Annotated in this window: 25 protein-coding genes; 14 read left to right on the top strand and 11 right to left on the bottom strand. The window is 73.7% G+C overall.

Annotation, left to right across the window (positions count from 1 at the left end; all coding sequences use genetic code 11):
• Positions 1 to 34: 34 nt before the first annotated feature.
• Positions 35 to 424, bottom strand: coding sequence for a VOC family protein (locus AB0E77_RS16005; protein WP_361570283.1), 390 nt, complete (start codon positions 422 to 424; stop codon positions 35 to 37).
• A gap of 103 nt (positions 425 to 527) precedes the next feature.
• Between AB0E77_RS16005 and AB0E77_RS16000 the strand changes: the two genes are divergently transcribed.
• Positions 528 to 1,169: a PadR family transcriptional regulator gene (locus AB0E77_RS16000; protein ID WP_361570280.1), complete on the top strand. Its 642-nt coding sequence runs from the start codon at positions 528 to 530 to the stop codon at positions 1,167 to 1,169.
• Positions 1,170 to 1,232: 63 nt separating this feature from the next.
• Here the strand turns inward: AB0E77_RS16000 and AB0E77_RS15995 are convergent, their stop codons facing one another.
• Entirely contained in the window at positions 1,233 to 1,427 is a 195-nt protein-coding gene (locus AB0E77_RS15995; RefSeq protein WP_361570380.1) for a hypothetical protein, read from the bottom strand.
• A 199-nt stretch (positions 1,428 to 1,626) separates the two neighbouring features.
• Between AB0E77_RS15995 and AB0E77_RS15990 the strand changes: the two genes are divergently transcribed.
• From AB0E77_RS15990 to AB0E77_RS15980, 3 genes are all read left to right on the top strand, one after another.
• The gene (locus AB0E77_RS15990) at positions 1,627 to 2,166 is read left to right on the top strand and encodes a Clp protease N-terminal domain-containing protein (RefSeq protein ID WP_361570277.1); all 540 of its coding nucleotides are present in this window, start codon (positions 1,627 to 1,629) and stop codon (positions 2,164 to 2,166) included.
• A 96-nt stretch (positions 2,167 to 2,262) separates the two neighbouring features.
• Positions 2,263 to 3,267 carry an EamA family transporter gene (locus AB0E77_RS15985; RefSeq protein WP_361570274.1) on the top strand — a complete coding sequence of 335 codons (1,005 nt, stop codon included), beginning with the start codon at positions 2,263 to 2,265 and terminating at the stop codon, positions 3,265 to 3,267.
• 187 nt (positions 3,268 to 3,454) lie between these two features.
• The gene (locus AB0E77_RS15980; RefSeq protein WP_361570271.1) at positions 3,455 to 4,396 is read left to right on the top strand and encodes an EamA family transporter; all 942 of its coding nucleotides are present in this window, start codon (positions 3,455 to 3,457) and stop codon (positions 4,394 to 4,396) included.
• 71 nt (positions 4,397 to 4,467) lie between these two features.
• On the opposite strand, the gene AB0E77_RS15975 is transcribed toward AB0E77_RS15980, so the two are convergent.
• On the bottom strand, positions 4,468 to 5,154 hold the full coding sequence (locus tag AB0E77_RS15975) for a pyridoxamine 5'-phosphate oxidase family protein (RefSeq protein ID WP_361570268.1): 687 nt from the start codon (positions 5,152 to 5,154) through the stop codon (positions 4,468 to 4,470).
• Between the two features lie 35 nt (positions 5,155 to 5,189).
• Here AB0E77_RS15975 and AB0E77_RS15970 point away from each other — a divergent pair, with 35 nt between their 5' ends.
• The gene (locus AB0E77_RS15970) at positions 5,190 to 6,521 is read left to right on the top strand and encodes an aminotransferase class I/II-fold pyridoxal phosphate-dependent enzyme (protein WP_361570265.1); all 1,332 of its coding nucleotides are present in this window, start codon (positions 5,190 to 5,192) and stop codon (positions 6,519 to 6,521) included.
• Here AB0E77_RS15970 and AB0E77_RS15965 read toward each other — a convergent pair.
• Complete coding sequence (locus AB0E77_RS15965) at positions 6,427 to 7,542, bottom strand: DMT family transporter (RefSeq protein ID WP_361570262.1); 1,116 nt, start codon at positions 7,540 to 7,542, stop codon at positions 6,427 to 6,429. The two genes, AB0E77_RS15970 and AB0E77_RS15965, sit on opposite strands and share 95 nt — an antisense overlap.
• Positions 7,543 to 7,615: 73 nt before the next feature.
• On the opposite strand from AB0E77_RS15965, the gene AB0E77_RS15960 reads away from it, so the two are divergent.
• Complete coding sequence (locus AB0E77_RS15960; RefSeq protein WP_361570259.1) at positions 7,616 to 8,518, top strand: LysR family transcriptional regulator; 903 nt, start codon at positions 7,616 to 7,618, stop codon at positions 8,516 to 8,518.
• Positions 8,519 to 8,533: 15 nt separating this feature from the next.
• Here the strand turns inward: AB0E77_RS15960 and AB0E77_RS15955 are convergent, their stop codons facing one another.
• From AB0E77_RS15955 to AB0E77_RS15945, 3 genes are all read right to left on the bottom strand, one after another.
• Entirely contained in the window at positions 8,534 to 9,001 is a 468-nt protein-coding gene (locus AB0E77_RS15955; protein WP_361570256.1) for a pyridoxamine 5'-phosphate oxidase family protein, read from the bottom strand.
• A gap of 61 nt (positions 9,002 to 9,062) precedes the next feature.
• Complete coding sequence (locus tag AB0E77_RS15950; protein WP_361570253.1) at positions 9,063 to 9,503, bottom strand: Rieske (2Fe-2S) protein; 441 nt, start codon at positions 9,501 to 9,503, stop codon at positions 9,063 to 9,065.
• A 70-nt stretch (positions 9,504 to 9,573) separates the two neighbouring features.
• A complete protein-coding gene (locus AB0E77_RS15945) occupies positions 9,574 to 11,163 on the bottom strand; it encodes an amidase family protein (protein ID WP_361570250.1) in 1,590 nt (529 codons plus the stop codon).
• Positions 11,164 to 11,378: 215 nt separating this feature from the next.
• Here AB0E77_RS15945 and AB0E77_RS15940 point away from each other — a divergent pair, with 215 nt between their 5' ends.
• Complete coding sequence (locus AB0E77_RS15940; RefSeq protein ID WP_361570248.1) at positions 11,379 to 12,134, top strand: HipA family kinase; 756 nt, start codon at positions 11,379 to 11,381, stop codon at positions 12,132 to 12,134.
• On the top strand, positions 12,131 to 12,544 hold the full coding sequence (locus tag AB0E77_RS15935; RefSeq protein ID WP_361570244.1) for a DUF3037 domain-containing protein: 414 nt from the start codon (positions 12,131 to 12,133) through the stop codon (positions 12,542 to 12,544). The genes AB0E77_RS15940 and AB0E77_RS15935 overlap by 4 nt, the downstream gene beginning before the upstream one ends.
• 17 nt (positions 12,545 to 12,561) lie before the next feature.
• On the opposite strand, the gene AB0E77_RS15930 is transcribed toward AB0E77_RS15935, so the two are convergent.
• Positions 12,562 to 13,422: a hypothetical protein gene (locus AB0E77_RS15930; protein ID WP_361570241.1), complete on the bottom strand. Its 861-nt coding sequence runs from the start codon at positions 13,420 to 13,422 to the stop codon at positions 12,562 to 12,564.
• A gap of 271 nt (positions 13,423 to 13,693) precedes the next feature.
• Between AB0E77_RS15930 and fabG the strand changes: the two genes are divergently transcribed.
• From fabG to AB0E77_RS15905, 5 genes are all read left to right on the top strand, one after another.
• Positions 13,694 to 14,455 (top strand): 3-oxoacyl-ACP reductase FabG, encoded by a 762-nt coding sequence (gene fabG / locus AB0E77_RS15925; RefSeq protein ID WP_361570239.1) that lies wholly within the window; start codon positions 13,694 to 13,696, stop codon positions 14,453 to 14,455.
• 11 nt (positions 14,456 to 14,466) lie between these two features.
• The gene (locus AB0E77_RS15920; protein WP_361570236.1) at positions 14,467 to 15,228 is read left to right on the top strand and encodes an SDR family oxidoreductase; all 762 of its coding nucleotides are present in this window, start codon (positions 14,467 to 14,469) and stop codon (positions 15,226 to 15,228) included.
• A 212-nt stretch (positions 15,229 to 15,440) separates the two neighbouring features.
• On the top strand, positions 15,441 to 17,027 hold the full coding sequence (locus tag AB0E77_RS15915; protein ID WP_361570233.1) for an ABC transporter substrate-binding protein: 1,587 nt from the start codon (positions 15,441 to 15,443) through the stop codon (positions 17,025 to 17,027).
• Between the two features lie 130 nt (positions 17,028 to 17,157).
• Positions 17,158 to 17,841 (top strand): uracil-DNA glycosylase, encoded by a 684-nt coding sequence (gene ung, locus AB0E77_RS15910; RefSeq protein ID WP_361570230.1) that lies wholly within the window; start codon positions 17,158 to 17,160, stop codon positions 17,839 to 17,841.
• A 99-nt stretch (positions 17,842 to 17,940) separates the two neighbouring features.
• Positions 17,941 to 18,465 (top strand): hypothetical protein, encoded by a 525-nt coding sequence (locus AB0E77_RS15905; RefSeq protein WP_361570227.1) that lies wholly within the window; start codon positions 17,941 to 17,943, stop codon positions 18,463 to 18,465.
• A 19-nt stretch (positions 18,466 to 18,484) separates the two neighbouring features.
• Here the strand turns inward: AB0E77_RS15905 and AB0E77_RS15900 are convergent, their stop codons facing one another.
• The 3 genes from AB0E77_RS15900 to AB0E77_RS15890 all read right to left on the bottom strand — a co-directional run bounded on the left by AB0E77_RS15900 (position 18,485) and on the right by AB0E77_RS15890 (position 20,247).
• The gene (locus AB0E77_RS15900; protein ID WP_361570224.1) at positions 18,485 to 18,973 is read right to left on the bottom strand and encodes a hypothetical protein; all 489 of its coding nucleotides are present in this window, start codon (positions 18,971 to 18,973) and stop codon (positions 18,485 to 18,487) included.
• Positions 18,974 to 19,085: 112 nt separating this feature from the next.
• Complete coding sequence (locus AB0E77_RS15895) at positions 19,086 to 19,598, bottom strand: DinB family protein (RefSeq protein WP_361570221.1); 513 nt, start codon at positions 19,596 to 19,598, stop codon at positions 19,086 to 19,088.
• Between the two features lie 49 nt (positions 19,599 to 19,647).
• Positions 19,648 to 20,247 carry a TetR/AcrR family transcriptional regulator gene (locus AB0E77_RS15890; RefSeq protein ID WP_361570218.1) on the bottom strand — a complete coding sequence of 200 codons (600 nt, stop codon included), beginning with the start codon at positions 20,245 to 20,247 and terminating at the stop codon, positions 19,648 to 19,650.
• Positions 20,248 to 20,340: 93 nt separating this feature from the next.
• On the opposite strand from AB0E77_RS15890, the gene AB0E77_RS15885 reads away from it, so the two are divergent.
• Complete coding sequence (locus AB0E77_RS15885) at positions 20,341 to 21,522, top strand: FAD-dependent monooxygenase (RefSeq protein WP_361570215.1); 1,182 nt, start codon at positions 20,341 to 20,343, stop codon at positions 21,520 to 21,522.

Raw genomic sequence — 21,522 nt, 5'->3', positions numbered from 1 at the left:
TGGCCCCACTTCCGGCGGAACCGGACGGGTCCGGTCAGGTCAGGTAGTCCGCATGCCCCTCGTCGTCGAGCTCGAAGGGGCCGTCGGGGATGATGCAGAACTCGTTGCCCTCGGGGTCCGCCATCACCAGGAACCCGCCGGAGTCGTACTCCCGCAGCCGGCGACCGCCGAGCGCCTCGACGCGTGCCTGCTCCGCGAGCGGATCGGGGGCGGTGACGTCGACGTGCATCCGGTTCTTGCCCGCCCGGGGCTCACCGGTGTGCTGGAAGCCCAGGCCCAGGCCGTTCTCGCGCCGCAGCCACACATAGGGCCCCGTGCGGCCCACGACGGGCCGGCCGAGTACCTCGGACCAGAACGCGGCGAGCCGCTCGGGGTCAGCGGCGTCGACGATCAGGGCGTTGATCTGCACAGGTGAGTCCGCCATGCCCCGATCCTCTCAGGAAGTCCTCCCCAGGCTTGCCGTCCGACACGTTCCGATATATCGTTGAGGTATCGCGACAGATCAACGACTGAATGGAGTGATGGCGATGCGTACCCACGGATACGAGCGTGGACATGGTGGACACGGACGCGGCGAGGGCGGTCCCTTCGGGCGCGGCGGCTTCGACGGCCGGCGTGCGGCGTTCGGACCCTTCGGGCCGGGTGGCCCCGGCGGCCCCGGCGGTCCTTTCGGGCCGGGCTTCGGTCCCGGGCCGTGGGGTGGCCGAGGACGGGGTGGCCCCAGGGGGAGGGCGCGGCGCGGCGACGTGCGGGCGTCGATCCTCGCCCTGCTCAAGGAGCGCCCGATGCACGGCTACGAGATGATCCAGGAGATCGCCGAGCGCAGCGGCGGGGCGTGGAAGCCCAGCCCCGGCTCGGTGTACCCCACCCTCCAGCTGCTGGAGGACGAGGGCCTGATCGCGAGCGAGAGCGAGGGCGGCAAGAAGCTCTTCTCGCTCACCGACGCGGGCCGTACCGCGGCCGAGGACGGTCCCGAGGCGCCCTGGGAGGAAGCGTCCCGAGGCGTCGACTGGGAGGCGCTGAACGACATCCGGCAGGCCGGCTTCGGGCTGATGGAGGCCTTCGGCCAGGTCTGGAAGACCGGCAGCAAGGAGCAGCGGGAGAAGGCGCTCGCCGTCATCGGCGACGCCCGCAAGAAGCTGTACCTGATCCTCGCCGACGAGGACTGACCGGTACGGCACGGGGAGGCGCCCCGCGGAGTGGTCCGCGGGGCGCCTCCCCGTGCGTGGCGGTCAGTCCATCCGTCGTACGACCGCGGCGTCGAAGAGGTCCCACGCACGCGGGAGCGCGCTCTCGTCGTGGCAGTGCCAGGCCTCCCAGAACAGGTCGGCGGCCAGCGCCTCCTCGGGCGCGTACACCCGGTACACGTACTGCCGGCCGTCGACCGCCGGCAGCTCCACCAGCCAGCACTCGAACCTGGTCCTCATGTCCGTGTCGGACCCGCGACGGCCCGCCGGGGTTGTACCGGGGGGCGCACCGCAAGGCGGCGCGCGCCGGGTGGGGAGGAACGGCGTGATCTCATCCGTAAGGAGGAGATTCCGGCCCGCCGGGTCCACTCTGCGCGGGACGCCGAAATGCTTCCCGCCGGGGATGCCCCGGGTCGGAAGGGCTGATGTGCTGGGCGGTGTGCAACCCCGTATCCCCCGGCAGTCGGCCGGTGAGCAAGGCGACCGGCGCCCGGACGGTGCCGACGTCGGCACCGGCCTCGGCGCGCACCTGACGCCGGTGGTCTCCGGTGCCCGCCGCAGGGCGGTACGGGACGGGGACCGGCAGATCGACACGGCCCATCTGCTGCACTCGCTCCTGGAGTACGACCCCGATGCGCGGGCCGTCCTCGGCGAGGGGCCGCGCCTGGCCCGTCTGCTCGGCTACCTCGTGCAGCGCAGCATCGGATACGGCCTGCGCTGGCAGAGCACCGTCGAGGACTCCGGCGCCGTGCCCGAGGTGACCGGGGCCGCAGGGTTCTCGCCGCTGGCCGCGACGGCGATGGCAAACGCCCGTGCCCGCGCCGCCCGACGGGGAGCGGCCGAGGCCTGCGGGATCGACCTGCTCGCCGCCCTCGTCGCGGATCCCGGGGCCAGGGCCGTCGAGGTGCTCGGCCGGGCCGCCGTCGACCCCCGGGAGGTCCTCGCCCGGGTGGAGAACCACTTCGAGCCGACGCCCTGACCCGGCACCCCGCCCTCACTCCGGGGGCGGATCCGGTGTCCAACCGATGAGACAGGTGTCATCGGGGGTGACGGTCATGTCGTCCCCTGTCATCATGTGCCGGTGCACACGACTGACAGCCCTCGCGGCAGCCATGGCAAGGGTGCCGGGCTCGGACTGGCGCTCGCCTCGGCGGTCGCCTTCGGAGGTTCCGGTGTCGCGGCGAAGCCGCTGATCGAGGCGGGTCTCGACCCGCTCCACGTGGTCTGGCTGCGGGTGGCCGGCGCGGCCCTGGTGATGCTGCCGCTCGCCGTCCGGCACCGCGCGCTGCTGCGCCGCCGCCCCGGACTGCTCGCCGGCTTCGGCCTCTTCGCCGTCGCGGGCGTGCAGGCCTGCTACTTCGCCGCGCTCTCCCGCATCCCCGTCGGCGTCGCCCTGCTCGTCGAGTACCTGGCGCCCGCCCTGGTCCTCGGCTGGGTGCGGTTCGTGCAGCGCCGGCCGGTGACGCGGGCGGCCGCGCTCGGCGTGGTCCTCGCGGTCGGCGGGCTGGCCTGCGTCGTGGAGGTCTGGTCCGGCCTCGGCTTCGACGCCCTCGGGCTGCTGCTGGCGCTCGGCGCGGCCTGCTGCCAGGTCGGCTACTTCGTCCTGTCCGACCAGGGCAGCGACGCCGGCGACGACGCGCCCGACCCGCTGGGCGTCATCGCGTACGGGCTGCTCGTCGGGGCCGCGGTGCTCACCGTGATCGCCCGTCCCTGGAACATGGACTGGTCGCTCCTCGCGGACACCGCCCCGATGAACGGCACCCCCGTCGCCGCCGCCCTGCTGCTGGCCTGGATCGTCCTGATCGCCACCGTCCTCGCCTACGTCACCGGCGTGCTCTCCGTGCGCCGGCTGTCACCGCAGGTCGCGGGCGTCGTCGCGTGCCTCGAGGCGGTCATCGCGACCGTGCTGGCCTGGATCCTGCTCGGTGAACACCTCTCGGCACCGCAGATCCTCGGGGGCGTGGTCGTCCTCGTGGGCGCCTTCATCGCCCAGTCCTCGGCGCCCGCCAAGGGCTCCGCGGACCCCGTGGCGAGCGGCGGGCCCGAAAGGGAGTTGTCCACCCGGGGCACGGCGGCCTAAGGTGCCGATCATGCACGCGACCGCACTCGTCCTTCCGCCTCCGGCCGCCTGAGGCGGGCCCCCGGAAGCCGTCCGGCGCACGTCGCCGGGCCGGTGGGTGCTGCCCGCAGACGCCGTCCTGACCACCCCCCGTCCGAGGGGGTGGCCCCCGACGTCCGCGCCCTGTGCGCGTCTGCGGAGAGAAAACGTGTCGAAAGCCGTCTCCGGCCTGCCCGTCGGGCGTGGCCTCCTCTATCTGATCGTCGCCGGTGCCGCCTGGGGCACCGCCGGTGCCGCCGCCTCACTGGTCTACCGGACCAGTGACATGGGGCCGGTGGCCCTGTCCTTCTGGCGCTGCGCCGCCGGTCTCGTCCTGCTGCTCGCGGCCCGCCCGCTGGGCCCGCGGGTGCGGCCCGCCGTACCGGAGCCGCTGCGCCGCAAGGTGGTGCGGGCCGTGCTCACCGGTCTCGGCCTCGCGGTGTTCCAGACCGCCTACTTCGCCGCGGTGCAGGCGACCGGGCTCGCCGTGGCCACCGTCGTCACCCTCGGCGCCGGCCCGGTGCTCATCGCGCTCGGTGCGCGTCAGGCGCTCGGGGAGCGGCTCGGCCGGGGCGGGGCGGCGGCCGTCGTCGGTGCCCTCGCCGGGCTCGGGGTGCTCGTCCTCGGCGACGGCAGGACGTCCGTCGAACCGCTGGGCGTGCTGCTCGCCCTGGTGTCGGCTGCCGGATACTCCGTGATGACCCTCCTCACCCGCTGGTGGGGGCGCGACGGATCGGCGGACGCGGCCAGTACGTCCGTCGGGGCGTTCGCCGTCACGAGCCTCGGCCTGCTGCCCTTCGCCCTCGCCGAGGGGCTGGTGCCGCACACCGGCGAGCCGGTCCGGCTGCTGGGGCTCCTGGCGTACGTCGCCGCCGTCCCGACCGCTCTCGCCTACGGCCTCTACTTCGCCGGGGCGGCCGTCGTCCGGTCGGCCACGGTGTCCGTGATCATGCTGCTCGAGCCGGTCAGCGCGGCGGCGCTCGCCGTCGTCCTCCTCGGTGAGCACCTCACCGCGGCGACCCTGGCCGGCACCGTGCTGATGCTCGGCTCGGTCGCGGGGCTCGCGGTCGCGGAGGCACGCCAGGCGCGGACACCGGCGGCGCCGGCCTGACGGCCAGGTCACCCGCGCGGGGGCGCCCCCTCAGGCGTCCCCGCGCGGCGTGTCACATCGGCGGGCCGGCGTCACCGCGCGGCCAGGTAGTCGGGCAGCCCGGTGCCCGGTGCCAGGCCGGGGTCGGCCACCGGAGCGTCGTAGCCCTTGCGCAGCGGCAGGAGGCCGGCCCAGTGGGGGAGGGCGAGGTCCTCCGGCTCGTCGTTCACGCCACCGGTGCGGAGCTTGGCGGAGACCTCGTCCAGGTCGAGGCGGATCACGGCGGTGGCGGCCAGTTCCTTCTTGTCGGCGGGCCGCGAGTCGCGGGAGCGGCCGGGGACGACGTGGTCGACCAGGGCGTCCAGGGCCGTGCGCTTCTCCTCCGGATCCGTCACGTCGTACGCCGTGCCGTGCACCACGACCGACCGGTAGTTGATCGAGTGGTGGAAGGCCGAGCGGGCCAGCACCAGCGCGTCCACGTGCGTCACCGTCAGGCACACGGGCAGCCCCGGGTCCGCCTTGCCGGTCATCCGCAGCGGGCGCGAGCCCGTGGAGCCGTGCACGTAGAGACGCTCGCCGACCCGGCCGTACAGCGTCGGCAGCACGACGGGGGCACCGTCGCGGACGAAACCGAGGTGGCAGACGTAGCCCTCGTCGAGTATCGCGTGCACCAGTTCCCTGTCGTACGAGGCCCGGTCGGCGGAGCGGGTGGGGACCGTGCGGTCGGTGGGCGTGTAGGCGGTGGCGGGCTGCGACGGCGTCTGCGTGGTCCCCTGCATGGCGCTCTCCATTGCACTAGTGCATAATCATGTTTGTGCTAGGAGAGTATCGGATCACGGGACGCGGCGCAGCGGAGATTTCCGCGAGCGTCGAACGCGCGGTGGGTGCGGGCGAGCTGCAACCGGGCCAACCCCTGCCTCCGATGCGGGAGTTGGCCGAGCGGCTGGGGGTGAATCCCAACACCGTCGCCGCGGCCTACCGCACACTGCGGGAGCGCGGTGTCATCGAGACCGCCGGGCGCCGGGGCAGCCGCGTGCGGGCGAAACCCGCCACCACGGGGCGCGAGTTCATCGGCGTCGAGGTGCCCGAGGGCGTGCGCGACGTGTCCGGCGGCAATCCGGATCCGGCGCTGCTGCCCGCGCTCGCCCCCGTGTTCGCCGCGGCAGCCGGACAGGGCGACCGGGAGCCGGTGCTGTACGGGCACGAGCCCGTGGAACCGGAGCTGGCGCGGCTCGCGCGTGCCGAACTGGACGCCGACGGGGTGCCGGACGGGCCCGTGGCGGTCACGTCCGGCTCGCTGGACGCGATGGAACGGGTGCTCGCGGCCCATCTGCGGCCCGGCGACGCGGTCGCCGTCGAGGACCCCGGCTGGGGCAGCCTGCTCGACCTCGTGCCCGCGCTCGGCCTGCGCACGGTCCCCGTCGGCGTCGACGACGAGGGCCCGCTGCCCGACGACGTGCGCCGCGCCCTGTCCGCCGGTGCCCGCGCCCTGGTCGTCACGGACCGCGCGCAGAACCCGACGGGCGCCGCCCTGAGCGCCACGCGCGCGCGTGCCCTGCGGTCCGTCCTGCGGGAGCACCCTCAGACGCTGCTCATCGAGGACGACCACGGCCACCGCATCGTCGATTTGCCGCTGCACCCGCTCGCCGGGACGACGCACAGCTGGGCCTTCGTCCGCTCGGCGGCCAAGGCCTACGGGCCCGACCTGCGGCTCGCCGTGCTGACCGGCGACGCCGTCACGCTCGACCGGGTCCGCGGCCGGCAGCGGCTGGGTCCCGGCTGGGTCAGCCGCATCACCCAGCGGGCCGTGGCGCTGCTGTGGACCGAGGACGCGGTGGACCCGCGGGCGGTGGCGGCGGCGTACGGGCGGCGCCGGGAAGCGCTGCTCGGCGCGCTCGGACGGCGCGGGGTCGCGGCGCACGGACGCAGCGGCATGAACGTGTGGATCCCCGTGCCGGACGAGACCGGCGCCGTCGCCCGCCTGCTGGGCGCCGGCTGGGCCGTGGCACCCGGCGCCCGCTTCCGGGTCGCCGCCCCGCCCGGCATCCGGATCACCGTGTCGACCCTGGCCGAGGGCGAGGAAGGACCTCTGGCGGACGCGGTCGCGACGGCGCTGGGGCCGGGGCCGGGGCGGCGTTACGTCTGACGTGTCCGGACCGTTGCGGAACGGCGAAGGGCTGCGTCGCCCCGCGCGGCCAGACCGTCGCCCTTCGCGGCTCCGCGGCCGGACGGGCCGGCTCGGCGGGGCGGGGGGTCCGGGGCCGTGCCTGGGTCAGTGCCGCGCCGGCGAGGATGACCACCGCCCCGACCGGGGTCGACCAGGACAGCGACTCGCCCAGCAGCGTGACGCCCGCGGCCGTGGAGACGACCGGGGTGAAGTACGTGACCATCTGGGCCGTCGTCGGGCCCACCTCGGCGACCAGGTCGTACTGGATCAGGAAGGCGAGCCCGGTGCCGAGCGCGCCCAGTGCCGCGACCGCCAGCACGGGCAGCACCGGGAAGTGCGCAGGCACCGAGGTGAACAGCGGGGTGACGACCGCCAGTTGCACCGTCGCCAGCAGCAGCTGCGCACCCGTCAGGGACACGTGCGAGTGGCTGGACCCGGCCAGGGTGCGGCGGACGTAGATCCAGCCGACCGGATAGCTGAGCGAGGCGAGCAGGGCCAGCGCCGTGCCCGTGACGTCGAGGCCGTGGAAGCCCTGCCAGACGCCCAGCACCGTCAGGACCCCGAGGAAGCCGACACCGAGGCCGGCCACCCTCACCCGGGTCGGCCGGTCCTCGGACAGGGCGACCAGTGACAGGGCCATGCCCCACAGCGGCGAGGTCGCGTTGCAGATGCCCGCCAGGGACGACGGGATGGTCAGCTCGGAGTAGGCGAACAGGGAGAACGGCAGCGCGTTGAGCAGGAAGCCGGCGACCGCCAGGTGCGTCCACGTCCGCGCCCCGCGCGGCAGCCGCTCCCGCTTCACCGCCATCACCACGGCGAGCACCGCCGTACCGAACGCCAGCCGGCCCAGCGTGACCTGGAAGGGGGCGAAGCTCTCCGTCCCCACCTTCATGAAGAGGAAGCTGAAGCCCCAGATCAGGGCGAGGCCCCCGAACCGCAGCCGCCAGTCGAGGACACGGCGGACCCGGCCGGGTGCGGGGGAGGAGGTGACGCTGCTCATGGCTCAACGATGCGGCACCTTTTCTCGTAGCACAATCGAGAATTCGCGGCCGGTATCTCGTAGCATCGCTTACATGTTGAACCTGGAGCGCCTGCGCACCCTCGACGCCCTCGCCCGGCACGGCTCGGTCAGCGGCGCAGCCGAGGGCCTGCACATCACCACCTCGGCCGTCTCCCAGCAGATGTCCAAGCTGGAGCGCGAGGTCGGCCAGCAGCTCCTGGCCAAGAACGGCCGGGGCGTGCGGTTGACCGACGCCGGCCGCCTCCTCGCCGAGCACGCGGCGCGCATCCTCTCCCAGGTCGAGCTCGCCCAGTCCGATCTCGAGGCCCACCGCGGACAGGTGGTGGGCGAGCTGCGGCTCTCGGCGTTCCCGACCGCCGCCCGCGGGCTGTTCCCCGGCGCCCTGTCCGCCCTGCGCGCCGAGCACCCCGCGCTGCGCATCCGCTCCAGCGAACTGGAACCGGAACGCGGCATCCGCGGGGTGGTCCGCGGCGACCTCGACCTCGCCGTCGTGCTCGACTGGTACAACAAGCCGATGCCGCTGCCCGACGGCCTGGTCAAGGCACCCCTCCTGGACGACCCCGCGGACGTGGCCATGCCGGCCGGCCACCGGCTCGCCGGGCGGGACGAGGTGGACCTCACCGAGTTCGCCGAGGACGAGTGGATCACCTGGGCCGAGGGCGAGTTCTGCCACGAGTGGCTGATGTTCACCCTGCGTTCGAAGGGCATCGAACCGATCATCGGGCACCGCGCCGCCGAGACCCACACCCAGCTCGGCCTGGTCGCCGCGGGGCTCGGCGTGTGCATCGCGCCGCTGCTCGGCCGTGATCCGATGCCCTCCGGGGTCGTCACCGTGCCACTGCGCCAGCGGGCCCGCCGGCACGTGTACGTCGTCTGGCGCGCGGACGCCGACCGCCGTCCGTCGATCCGGGCGGCGGTGGGGGCGCTGCGGGCGACGGCGGGCCGGCTCGGCTGACCCCGCCGTGCGCCCTCAGCGGGACGACAGTTTGCGGAAGTCCCAGGAGACGACCTTCTCCGGCGTCAGCCGCAGCCAGGCGTGCCGCCCGTCGTGCGGCAGCTCGTCCAGGCCGAAGTTCTTCCGCGCGAACAGCGTCTCGGGAAGGTCCAGTTCGGCACAGAGTTCGCCGGTGCGCGGCGCCTCGCCCACGAACTCGGCGCGGCCGGACAGCTCCACGCCCCGCAGCTCCTCGTACTCCTCCCCGGTGTCGACCACGACCGCCACCCGGGGGTCGCGCCGCAGGTCCGCCCAGCGTCTGCTGCGCACGACCGAGTACAGCCACATCGACGAGCCGTCCCAGGCGAACCAGAGCGTGCTCACGTGCGGCGCGCCGTCCGCCGAAACCGTGGCCACCCGGCAGGTGCGCTGGACGGTGAGGAACGCGTCCAGCTCGCCGGGCGTCATCATGATCTTCCGGCCCCGGCGTTGAGCGACGGTCATGCGGCCCCTTCTCCCCACGTCATGCCGGTCGGCCGTGTCCTCCCCGCTTCCCTCCCACGAGTCACGCGAGCTCGATCGAGTCCCCGCTGACCGTGATCTGCACGGCGGGCAGCGGCTTGGGGGCCGGACCGCCCTGCACGCTGCCGTCGGTGATCGAGAACGTGCTGTTGTGACAGGGACAGTGGATGACGCCGTCGGCCACGTCCTTCACGGCGCACCCCTGATGGGTGCAGGTGGCCGAGAAGGCCTTGAACTCGCCCGCCGTGGGCTGGGTCACCACGACCTTCCGGTCGGCGAAGACCTTCCCGCCCCCTTCGGGGATGTCCGCGGTCGCCGCGAGCGCGCCCCCGGCGTCCTGCGGCGCGGCGGCGGACCCGCTCGACGCGCCGTCGTCCGAACCGCCGCACGCCGTCAGGGCGCCGGCGAGCCCGGCGGCTCCGGCCGCCGCCACGACCGTACGACGAGCCGGTCCCGACGTGGGGTGAAACGATGCGCTGGTCATGCTGATGGCGTTCCTTTCGGGGGCTGGATTCATGATCTGCCGAGAGGTACGGCCGCGGGGCGCGCGCCGTTCAGCGGACCGGTGCCGAGGGCAGGTAGCGGGGCGCCCGCCAGGCGTCCAGCCGGTGCTCCACCGCCGCACCCAGGGACAGCAGCTCGTCGTCCTCGTGGTCGCCGGCCATCAGCAGCAGCCCGACCGGCAGCTCGTCGACGAACCCGGCGGGTACGGACAGCGAGGGGTACCCGGCGACGGCCGCCGGGGTCGAGGAGGGGATCACGTCGTTGTCGCCGCGCGCGCAGTCCGTGGTCCACGCGGGCGGATTCGCCGGGGAGGCGATGGCGTCCAGGCCGTGCGCGTCCATCGTCTCGTCGATGGACCGCCGGGACAGGTCCCGCAGCTCGGCGCGCATGGCCCGGTAGCGCGGGTCGGTGGTCGGCGGTGCGGCCAGCGCCTGCTCGAACAGCTCCTGGCCCGCGAAGCAGCTCCGCTCGGCCTGGTGCGTGCGGTTGAACTCGATCAGCCCGGCGAGGTCGCGAGGCCCGCTGCGGGTGGCGAGATAGGCGTCGATGTCCCGGTGGAACTCGCTGAGCAGCGCCGGGAACTCGAGCGCGGCGAGCCGGTCCTGGTACGGGGGCGTCACCTCGACGACCTGGGCCCCCGCCGCACGCAGCTCGGCCGCGGTGCGGGTCATCAGGGCGTCCACCCCGGCGCCGAGCGACGGCAGCCGCCACAGCCCGATCCGCTTGCCGCGCAGGGCGCCGGGGCGCGCTGCCCCCTCCGCGAGGCCCGGGGTGCCGGCGCTGCGGCGGCCGCTGAGCACCGAGAAGGTGAGCGCGGTGTCGGTCACGTTCCGCGCCATGGGGCCCGCCGTGTCCTGCTCGGCGGAGATCGGGACCATGCCCGACTGGCTGACCAGGCCGAGGCTCGGCTTGTGGCCGACCACGCCGTTCATCCCGGCCGGGCACACGATGGAGCCGTCCGTCTCGGTGCCGATCGCCACCTGCGCCAAAGACGCGGCGAGCGCGGCGGCCGAGCCGGAGGACGATCCGCACGGATTGCGGTCCAGGACGTACGGGTTGTTCGTCTGGCCGCCCACGGCCGACCAGCCCGAGGTCGGCTTCGCCGCGCGGAAGTTGGCCCACTCGGACAGGTTGGCCTTCCCGAGGACCACCGCGCCCGCCTTCCGCAGCCGCACGACCAGCTCCGCGTCCGAGTCCGGCGGACTCCCGGCGAGCGCCGTCGACCCGGCCGTCGTCGGCATGTCGCGGGTGTTCACGTTGTCCTTCAGCAGGACGGGGATGCCGTCGAGCGGGCCGAGGGTCCTGCCGAGCCGGTGCCGGACGTCACTGGCGGCCGCCTGACGCAGGGCCGTCGGACTCGTGCGCAGCACCGCGTTGATCTTCGGGTCGACGGCCTTGATCCGTCGGAGATACTCCGCGGTCAGCGCCGTCGAGGTCAGTGATCCGCGCTTCATGCGCACCTGTAACTCGGGAATGGTGACCGTGTCGAGGTCCACTCCGCGGAGCAGGGGCGGTGCGGTGGTTTCCGGGGAGTCGGCGGCCGCCGGTCGGGCGGCTTCGGCACGGTGTCCGGGCGCACCCGCCACCAGGGCGGGCATCAGCAGGGCAGTGGTGAGTAGCGCGAGGCTTCTTCTGCTCATGGGGGACAGCCCACTGCATGGGTTCGTCGTGGCGCAAGAGGCCGCCACGGTGGCGGGGTTGCGCCGTGGCGGGCCGGTCAGCGGGTCCGGCGCCCGCGCACCGCCCTTGTCGGTGATCACCCTCGGCTACTCTTTTCACCTCCGGCCGAGGCCGGAAGCAAGGGGCCGACGGCCCGTGACGGCGGCACGGCTGAAGAGACGGATGGTCCGGGGACATGCTGGAAGAGGTCACCGCGACCCGCTACATCACGCCCCTGCGTGAGGGGGGTTCGCTGCCGGGACTCGTCGAGGCCGACGACCTCGGGACGTACGTCCTGAAGTTCACCGGCGCCGGGCAGGGCCGCAAGACGCTCGTCGCCGAGGTGGTCTGCGGCGAACTCGCCCGCCGCATCGGCTTCCGGGTGCCCCGGTTGGTGACCGTCCGACTCGACCCGGTGCTGGGGCTCGGCGAGCCCGATCAGCAGGTGCAGGAACTCCTCAAGTCCAGCGGCGGCACCAACCTCGGCATGGAGTTCCTCTCCGGCGCGCTCGGTTTCGACCCGCTGGCCTTCGAGGTGAGCCCCGAGGAGGCCGGGCGGATCGTCTGGTTCGACGCGCTCGTCAACAACGTCGACCGGTCCTGGCGCAATCCCAACCTGCTGCGCTGGCGGGGCGACGTGTGGCTCGTCGACCACGGCGCCACGATGATCTGGCACCACAACTGGCCCGGCGCCGAGGCCTCGGCCGCCCGCCCCTACGACGCGCGCGACCACGCCCTCGCCCCGTTCGCGCCCGATGTCCGCTCGGCGGCCGCCGCGCTCGCGCCCCTCGTCACCGAGGAACTCCTCGCCGAGGTCACCGCCGAGATCCCGGACGTCTGGCTGACGGACGAGCCCGGCTTCGCGACGCCCGACGACGTGAGGCGTGCCTACTCCCGGCCGCTGCTCGCGCGGGCCGCCACGATCCACGACCGCATCGAGGGGGCCCGGTGAACGACCGCCACGTCCACGAGTGCCGGGCCGGCGACCGGCACGTCTACGAGTACGCGCTGCTGCGCGTCGTGCCGCGGATCGAGCGCGGGGAGTGCGTCAACGCCGGGGTGCTCGTGTACTGCCGGGCCGCGTCCTACGTCGGCGCCCGCACCCATCTCGACGAGGGACGGCTGCTCGCCCTCGACCCGCACGTGGACCTGCCCGGCGTGCGTGCCGCGCTGCGTGCGGTCGAGGGCGTGTGCGCGGGCGGGACGGCGGCGGGGCAGGCGGCCCCCGACGACGCCGGCCGCCGCTTCCGCTGGCTGATCGCACCCCGCTCCACGATCGTCCAGCCGGGCCCCGTGCACACCGGCCTCACGGCCGACCCGGCTGCCGAGACGGAACGGCTCCTCGAGCTGCTGGTGCGGTAGGCCCGCCCGCTCGGGCGTCAGGCGCGTCGGCGGCGCCTGAGCAGATAGGCGCCGGCGAGTGCGGCGCTCGCCACGCAGCCCACGCCGATGCCGACGTCCCAGCCGCTCGGTCCGGTGCCCCAGGCACCGCCCAGCCCACCCTGCGTGCCACGCGTCGGCGTGACGGCCGGGGAGGTCGAGGGACCCGGCACGGCGGTGGTCGGCCGGACCGTGGGCGTGGGGGCCGGGGTCCGTGCGGGGGCGGGACGCGGCTTGGAGGTCGCGGAGAGCGTCGGCGGCGGGTCCCGTCGCGGCGGTGCTCCGACTCCGCCGACGGGTTCCCGTCCGGCGCCGATCCCGCCTTGACCGTCGCCGCCCTGGCCGGTCCCGTTCTGGCCGTTGCCACCCTGGCCGTTCTCGCCCTGACCGTGACCGTTCTGGCCGTTGCCGCCTTGGCCGTCGCCGCCGGGGTCGAGCCGTCCGTCGTCGGGACTGCCCGGGTCGAATCCGCCCTGGCCGTCCCCGCCTTGGCCGTCTCCGCCCTGGCCGCTTCCGTTCGGGTCGGTTCCGCTCTGGCCGTTGCCGTTGCCGTTGCCGTTGCCGTTGCCGTTCTGGTCCGGGCGGTGCTCCTGGAGTCCGCCCTCGTCGGGCCGGCCCGTGCCGTTGCCGCTCTCGTCGGGCGGGTCGTCGCCCGGTGCTCCCGGATCGAGTCCGTCCGGGGAGTAGGGCGCCGGGGCGAACGGGTCCTGCTCGCCCGGGTCGTCGGTGAGGACGGACTGGGCCGTCCGGTGAGGGGTGAGGGCCCAGGAATCCAGCTCCTGGGGATGTGCGGGGTCGGCCAGCGGCACGATCGCGGCGATCGCGACGGATATGCCGGCGACTCCGGTACGACGGCGCATGGACGCCTCCTTTCCGGCCACGAGGGGCTCGGGCTTCGACGCTAGGGGCCCGGCGCCGCGCGGGCCCGCAGCGCTGGGCCGTCCGGGGGAGTCCGGGGCGCCGGTGCGCCGGGGAACCCAGGTAATGGATCACACCGCCCCGGTGTCCCGTTGACACCGAGTGCCAGGGCTTCTAGCGTCACGTCTGCGGGAGGTACTAAGCGGTCGCTCACCCATGGGCGTGCCGAGGGGCCCCGCACGGGCCGCATTCCCAGGACGAGGAGAAGCAGCAATGTCCAGCAACGATCAGCGGGTCGCCGTCGTCACCGGAGCCGCGCGCGGCATCGGCGCCGCCACCGCCGTACGCCTGGCCGCCGAGGGCCGCGCCGTCGCCGTCATCGACCTCGACGAGGCGGCCTGCAAGGACACCGTCGAGAAGATCACCGCGGCCGGCGGCAAGGCGATCGCGGTCGGCTGCGACGTCTCCGACGAGGCGCAGGTCGAGGCGGCCGTCGCCCGGATCGCCGAGGAGCTGGGCGCGCCCACGATCCTCGTCAACAACGCCGGCGTGCTGCGCGACAACCTGCTCTTCAAGATGAGCGTCTCCGACTGGGACACCGTCATGAACGTGCACCTGCGCGGCGCCTTCCTGATGTCGAAGGCCTGTCAGAAGCACATGGTGGACGCCGGCTTCGGCCGTATCGTCAACCTGTCGTCCTCCTCCGCGCTCGGCAACCGCGGTCAGGTCAACTACTCCGCCGCCAAGGCCGGTCTGCAGGGCTTCACCAAGACCCTCGCCAAGGAACTCGGCAAGTTCGGCGTCACCGCCAACGCCGTGGCCCCCGGCTTCATCGCCACCGAGATGACCAAGGCCACCGCCGACCGCGTCGGCATGGGCTTCGAGGACTTCAAGGCCGCCGCGGCCACCCAGATCCCGGTCGCGCGCGTCGGCGAGCCCGAGGACATCGCCAACGCGATCGCCTTCTTCACCGGCGAGGCCGCCGGCTTCGTCTCCGGCCAGGTGCTGTACGTGGCCGGCGGACCGCTCGACTAGGGAACACGGACATGACTGAACTCCCCGCACTCTCCGGCAGGGCCGCGATCGTCACGGGCGCCAGCCGGGGCATCGGTTACGGCGTCGCCGAGGCGCTCGTCGCGCGCGGCGACCGCGTCTGCATCACCGGCCGCAACGAGGACGCCCTGAAGGAGGCCGTCGAGAAGCTCGGCGCCGACCGCGTCATCGGTGTCGCCGGCAAGGCGCACGACGAGGCCCACCAGGCCGTCACCGTCGAGCGCACGATGGAGGCCTTCGGCCGCGTCGACTTCCTGGTCAACAACGCGGGCACCAACCCGGTGTTCGGACCGCTCGCCGACCTCGACCTGAACGTGGCGCGCAAGGTCTTCGAGACCAACGTGATCTCCGCGCTCGGCTTCGCCCAGCGCACCTGGCACGCCTGGCAGAAGGAGAACGGCGGCGCGATCGTCAACATCGCCTCCGTCGCGGGCCTGGCGCCCTCGCCCTTCATCGCCGCGTACGGCGTCAGCAAGGCCGCGCTGATCAACCTCACCGCGCAGATGGCGCACGAGTTCGCGCCGGGCGTGCGGGTCAACGCGATCGCCCCGGCCGTCGTGAAGACCAAGTTCGCCGCCGCCCTGTACGAGGGGCGCGAGGAGGAGGCCGCCGCGGGCTACCCGCTGGGCCGGCTCGGCGTGCCCTCGGACATCGGCGGTGCCGCCGCCTTCCTGACCTCGGAGCAGTCCGCCTGGATCACCGGCCAGACCCTCGTGGTCGACGGCGGCGTCTTCCTCAACGCCGGCGTGGGCTGACACCACCAGGAGCACGACCACCGGGCAACCCGGCCACAGCACGGGCGCCGTCGACGGGACGGCGCCCGTGTCCGCGTACTGAGATCATCCGGGTCATGACAACGTAGTCATCGGGAGAATGATCAAAACCCCTGTTCACAGGGGAGTTCAGGGAGGCCGCTGCTGCGGTATGGTCTGCCGACCCTTGGTACGGCGGATCGAGGAGCGTGCGCGTGTTCAACCGGAACCGATGCCTGCGGACTGTCGCGGCCATCGCGTCCATATCTTCGCTGGTCACCGGATGCGGCATCCTGTCGTCCGACAGCTCCGAGGACGAAGGACCGATCGTCGTGGGTACGACCAGCGCGCCCAGCACGCTGGATCCGGCGGCCTCGTGGGACGGCTCCTGGGAGCTGTTCCGCAACATCTACCAGACGCTGCTCAGCTACCCCAACGGCGCGACCACGCCCCAGCCCGACGCCGCCAAGAGCTGCGCGTTCACCGACGCGGCGAACCAGGTGTTCCGGTGCGAGCTGCGCGACGGCCTGACCTTCTCCAACGGGCACCCGCTGGACGCGCAGGCGGTCAAGCACTCCATCGACCGGATCAAGCAGATCAACGTCAACGGCGGCCCCGCCGGTCTGCTGGGCAGCCTCGACCGGGTCCAGGCGACCAGCGAGCACGAGGTGGTCTTCCACCTCAACAAGCCCGATGCGACCTTCCCGTTCGTGCTCGCCACGCCGGCCATGTCCATCGTCGACCCCGCCGAGTATCCGGCCGACGAGCTGCGCAAGGGCGACGGGATCGCCGGCTCCGGTCCGTACGCGCTCCAGTCGTACGAGGACGGGGAGCGGGCCGAACTCGTCGGCAACGACCGCTACAAGGGCTTCGCGGAGCGCCACAACGACGCGGTGACGATCCGGTACTTCAAGGACTCCGCCGGCATGGTGAAGGCGCTGCGCGCCCACGAGATCCAGGTCACCTACCGGGGCCTCGCGGCCGACGACATCGTCACGCTCCAGGGCAAGGCCGCCAAGGAGGAGGAGCTCCAGCTCGTCGAGGGCACCGGTGCGGAGATCAGCTACCTGGTGTTCAACCCGCAGGACCCGTGGGCCGGCCGCAAGGCCGTGCGCCAGGCCGTCGCCCAGGTGATCGACCGCGCGGCGATCGCGCACAAGGTCTACCAGGACACCGTCGACCCGCTGTACTCGATGGTCCCCAAGGGGCTGACGGGCCACACCACGGGCTTCTTCGACGACTACGGCGACCCCAGCGTCTCCAAGGCCCGCGAGATCCTCTCCGACGCCGGCATCAGCGAGCCCGTCCCGCTCACCCTCTGGTACACGTCCGACCGCTACGGCTCGGAGACCGGGGCGGAGTTCGAGGAGCTCAAGCGCCAGCTCGAGGACTCCGGCCTGTTCGCGGTGACCCTCAAGAGCCGGCCCTGGAAGACGTACGTCGAGGGGTACCAGAAGGGCGAGTACCCGGTGTTCGGCCGCGGCTGGTCCCCGGACTTCCCGGACGCCGAGAACTTCATCGCCCCCTTCGTCGGCGAGCAGAACGCGCTCGGCACGCCGTACCCGGCCCCCGAGATCACCGGCGAGCTGCTGCCCCGGTCCCGGCGCGAGAGCGACCGCGCCAACGTGGAGAAGGACTTCGAGCGGGCGCAGCAGATCCTCGTGAACGACGCGCGGCTGCTGCCGCTGTGGCAGGGCAAGCAGTACGTGGCCGCGAGCGTCGACATCTCGGGCGCGGAGCGGGCGCTGGACCCCTCCACGATCATGATGATGTGGCAGCTGTCGCGGAAGACCAGCTGGTAGGCGGTCCGCTCCCGGGGGCTGTCCCCGGGCCCGCCCCCGGTCCGGCCGGGCGCCCCAGGGAGTGGATTGTCAGTGGTCGCCGGTAGGTTCTGTGGGACCGGAAGCGACCGCACAGCGTAAGGAAGTTGACGTGACCGACATCGCCATGCTGCCCGAGTCCTGGCGCGAGGTGCTGGGCGACGAGCTGCAGAAGCCCTACTTCAAGGAGCTGATGGAGTTCGTCGAGGAGGAGCGGGCGAACGGCCCCGTCTACCCCCCGCGCGAGGAGGTCTTCGCCGCGCTGGAGGCCACGCCCTACGACCAGGTGAAGGTGCTGATCCTCGGACAGGATCCGTACCACGGCGAGGGCCAGGGGCACGGCCTGTGCTTCTCGGTCCGGCCGGGGGTGAAGGTGCCGCCGTCGCTGCGCAACATCTACAAGGAGATGCACGCCGAGCTGGACGTCCCGATCCCGGACAACGGCTATCTGATGCCCTGGGCGGAGCAGGGCGTCCTGCTGCTCAACGCGGTGCTCACGGTCCGGGCCGGCGAGGCGAACTCGCACAAGTCCCGGGGCTGGGAGCTGTTCACCGACGCGGTGATCCGCGCGGTGGCCGGCCGCCCCGACCCGGCGGTGTTCGTGCTGTGGGGGAACTACGCGCAGAAGAAGCTGCCGCTGATCGACGAGACGCGGCACGTGGTGGTGAAGGGCGCGCACCCCTCACCGCTGTCGGCGAAGAAGTTCTTCGGTTCCCGTCCGTTCACGCAGATCAACGCGGCGGTCGCCGAGCAGGGGCACGAGCCGATCGACTGGACCGTCCCCGACCTGGGCTGATCCGCCGGGCGGCCCGCGCGTCACGGGCCGCCTGACCTGGAAGTCCGGTGCCTGCGGTTAGCGTCGTCCGGGACAGCCGACGAGGGCACGGAGGACGTGGTGGCCAAGGGACAGGAGCAGACGGCTCCGGACGCCGTACCGACACGGATCGGGCAGGTCGTCATGCTGCACCACGCGGGCGACCGCGAGGAGGCCCGGCACCGCTATCTCGACCTGTGGGCGGAGATCGGCGAGCACGGCGACCCGCTCCTCCGCTGCACCCTCGCCCATTACCTGGCCGACACCCAGGACGACCCGGCGGACGAACTGGCGTGGGACCTCAGGGCCTTGTCCGCCGCAGAGGAACTCGCCCAGGACCGGGCCCACGGGCAGCACGACGGTGTGTACGCCGCCCGTGCCCTGTATCCCTCGCTGCACCTGAATCTGGCGGCCGACTACGACCGTCTCGGCCACCGCGAGGCCGCCCGGCTGCATCTGCGGCGGGCCCGCGGCGCGGCCGTGGCGCTGGCCGACGACCGCTACGGCGAGGGCGTGCGGGCGGCCATCCGCCGGCTGGAGGCGCGATTCGGTGACGGCGGCTCCGCGACGGACGGCCCGTGGGGGCCACCGCGCCGCCGGCCGTAGGCAGCGCGGGCGACGGGGCTCAGCGGCCGTACGTCTGCTCGCAGATGACCGCCTCCGGGCTGCCCGGCTGCCAGCCGCCGTACTGCCTGCCCAGGGAGCACAGGCCCGCCCCCGTGCCGGTGCTCCCGCCGGCCGGCCCGCCGAGGCCGGGCACGTCGACGCGCGGCGCCTGGGTGGTCCTGCCCGGCCGCCGGGGCGCCTGGGGACGTGCGGGCCGTGGCCGCGGCTCAGGGCGGGCGGCCGGGGGCGTGCGCGACGCCGTGGGCGTGGGGCGTGCCGTACGGCGCGGTTGCTCCGTGGCGCGGTCGGCGGGCGGGGAGGGGATCATCTCCAGCGCCTCACGGGCCGGGGCCTGCACCACTCGCGGTGCGGCCGGGCCGTCCGGGTGGGGTGCGGACGGGCGGGCGCCGGCCGCCGGGCCGGACGCGGGCTGGACCGTCGTACAGCCGGACAGGGCCGACACGGCCACGGTCAGCAGAAGCGTTGCGGTGGTCGTCGTTCGATGCACCCGCGCCACTCTGTCGGGTCCGGCCCGATCCGCGACGGCGGACGGGCGCAGGTTGCCCCGTGCGGGTGATCTCCACCCCCGTACGGAGGCTCCGCGTCCACGGCGGCTGACGTCAGTCGCCGGTGGCGCCGTCGAGGCACTCGCGGATCAGGTCGGCGTGGCCGTTGTGCCGGGCGTACTCCTCGATCATGTGGGTGTGCACCCAGCGGAGGTTGTACCGCTCGCCGGTGCGCCGGTGCCTGCCCCGGGACGTCTCGTCGAGGTGGAAGCCGGCCGCGATGCGCCGGGCGGCCTCGATCTCGGCCTGCCAGGTGGCGTACGCCTCCTGCCAGGTGTCCGCCTCGGTCACGTGGAAGTCACCGTCCGGGTCCTCGTCGCCGTAGTAGACCGGCTCGGCGTCCTCGGCCGCCATCACCCTGCGGTACCAGCTGCGCTCCACCTCGGCCATGTGCCGCACCAGCCCCATCAGGGTCAGCGTGGAGGGGGCGACGGCGGCGGTCCGGAGCTGGGCGTCGGTCAGGCCCTCGCATTTCCAGGCGAGCGTCTGCCGGTGGTAGTCCAGCCAGCCGTCCAGCATGGTGCGTTCGTCGGCATCGGTCGCGGGTTCCCGGCGGTCGGTGGTCATGTCCGCATCCTGGCCCAACCCCGCGTGATCCACCAGGGAATTGTGCCCGTCACCGGCCCAGCATCCCGCCGATCAGCTCCCGCAGGTCCGCCCGTACGTCGTCCAGCGGCGGCACCTCGGCGTGGAACGACCCCGCCACGCACGAGAACATCAGCCCGTCCGCCCAGGCGACGAGCGACAGCACATGGCGGGCCGGGGCGGCCGAGCCCATCGCCGTGACGAGGGTGCCGAGCTGCTCGCGGAAGCGGGCGCCGGCGGCGTCGAAGTAGGCCCGCAGCTCGGGCCGGCGCGTGGCCTCCAGCGCCAGTTCGTAGCGGGCCAGGGTGAGTTCGCGGTTGCGGGTCAGCGCACGGTGCGTCGCCAGCGCCAGCGCGTCCACCAGGGCGTCGAGGCCGGCGCGCGGGTCCGGCATCTCGTGCAGGGCCAGGACCCGCGCCTCCCGCTCGGCGAGCCGCCGCACCGCCAGTTCCAGCAGGGCCTGCCGGGTCCGCGCGAGGTTGGACGTGGAGCCCTGGGGGAGTCCGGCCGCCTCGTCGACCGCGCGATGCGTGAGGCCGCGCATCCCGCGCTCGGCGAGCAGGGCGAGCGCGGCGTCGGCGACGAGGCCGGCGCGGGCGGCGCCGGTGGCGGATGCGGTGCGGGCGGACATGCGGCCAACCTACCTGGCGCACTACGGCTGTAGTACAGTCGAGGCGTGAGGTCACTACAGATGTAGTGACGAGGGTGGACGCGAGGAGGAGCCATGGGCCGGACCGGGCAGGCCGTCGTGATCGGCGGCGGGATCGGGGGACTCGCCGCCGCGGCGGCCCTGCACGGTGCCGGCCTGCGGGTGACCGTCCTGGAGCGGTCCCCGACCCTGGAACCCGTCGGCGCAGGCATCTCCCTGTCGCCCAACGCGCTGCGTGCCCTGGACGTCATCGGCCTCGGCGACGAGATCCGCGGCCTCGCGGCCTGGCAGGGCGACGGGGGCCTGCGCACCCCCGGCGGGCGCTGGCTCTCCCGGTCCAGCGCCGAGGCCGCGGCGGCCCGCTTCGGCGGCCCGCTCGTGCTGCTGCACCGGGCCACGCTCATCGACCGCCTCGCCGCCCGGCTGCCGGACGGCGCGATCCGCACCGGCACCGCCGCGACCCTCGCCCACCCCGGCGACGCCGACCGGCCGGCCCGCGTGCGCACACCCGACGGCGAGCTGGAGGCGGACCTGGTCGTGGCCGCCGACGGCATCCGCTCCGCCGTACGCCGGGAGCTGTTCCCGGACCACCCCGGACCCGTCTACTCCGGCTTCACCACCTGGCGGCTGGTCATCCCGCTGCCCGGCGTCGCCTTCGCCTCGCACGAGACCTGGGGCCGGGGCCGCATCTGGGGCACGCACCCGCTCAAGGACGGCCGCATCTACGCCTACGCCGCCGCCGTCACCGCGGCCGGCGGGCACGCGGCGGACGAGCGGGCGGAGCTGCTGCGCCTGTACGGCGACTGGCACCAGCCGATCCCCGCCGTCCTCGCCGCGGCCCGCCCCGAGGACGTCCTGCGCCACGACGTGCACCACATCGCGGAACCGCTGCCCGCCCACCACCGTGGCAGGGTCGCCCTCCTCGGGGACGCGGCCCACGCGATGCCGCCGACCCTCGGCCAGGGCGGCAACCAGGCGATCGAGGACGCGGTCGTGCTCGCCCACCACCGGGACGACCTCGCCGCCTACACGGCGGCCCGCCTGCCCCGGACGACCGCCGTCGCACGGCAGGCCGTCAAGGTCGCCCGGCTCAACATGGCGGGCAACCGCGCCGTGACCGCCCTACGCGACGCCGCGATCACCGTGCTGTCGAAGGCCGGTCCCGCCCTGTTCCTGCGGAGCTTCGACGGCATCGCCGACTGGCGGCCCCCGCAGGCGCCGTATGCTTCGCAGCGGACCAGGTCAGGCGAGCGATAG

The organism is Streptomyces sp. NPDC032940, assembly GCF_040636935.1.
In the GTDB taxonomy this organism is placed as follows: domain Bacteria; phylum Actinomycetota; class Actinomycetes; order Streptomycetales; family Streptomycetaceae; genus Streptomyces.
Note: the sequence above shows the minus strand (reverse complement) of the source record. Positions and strands in the feature narration are given on the sequence as shown.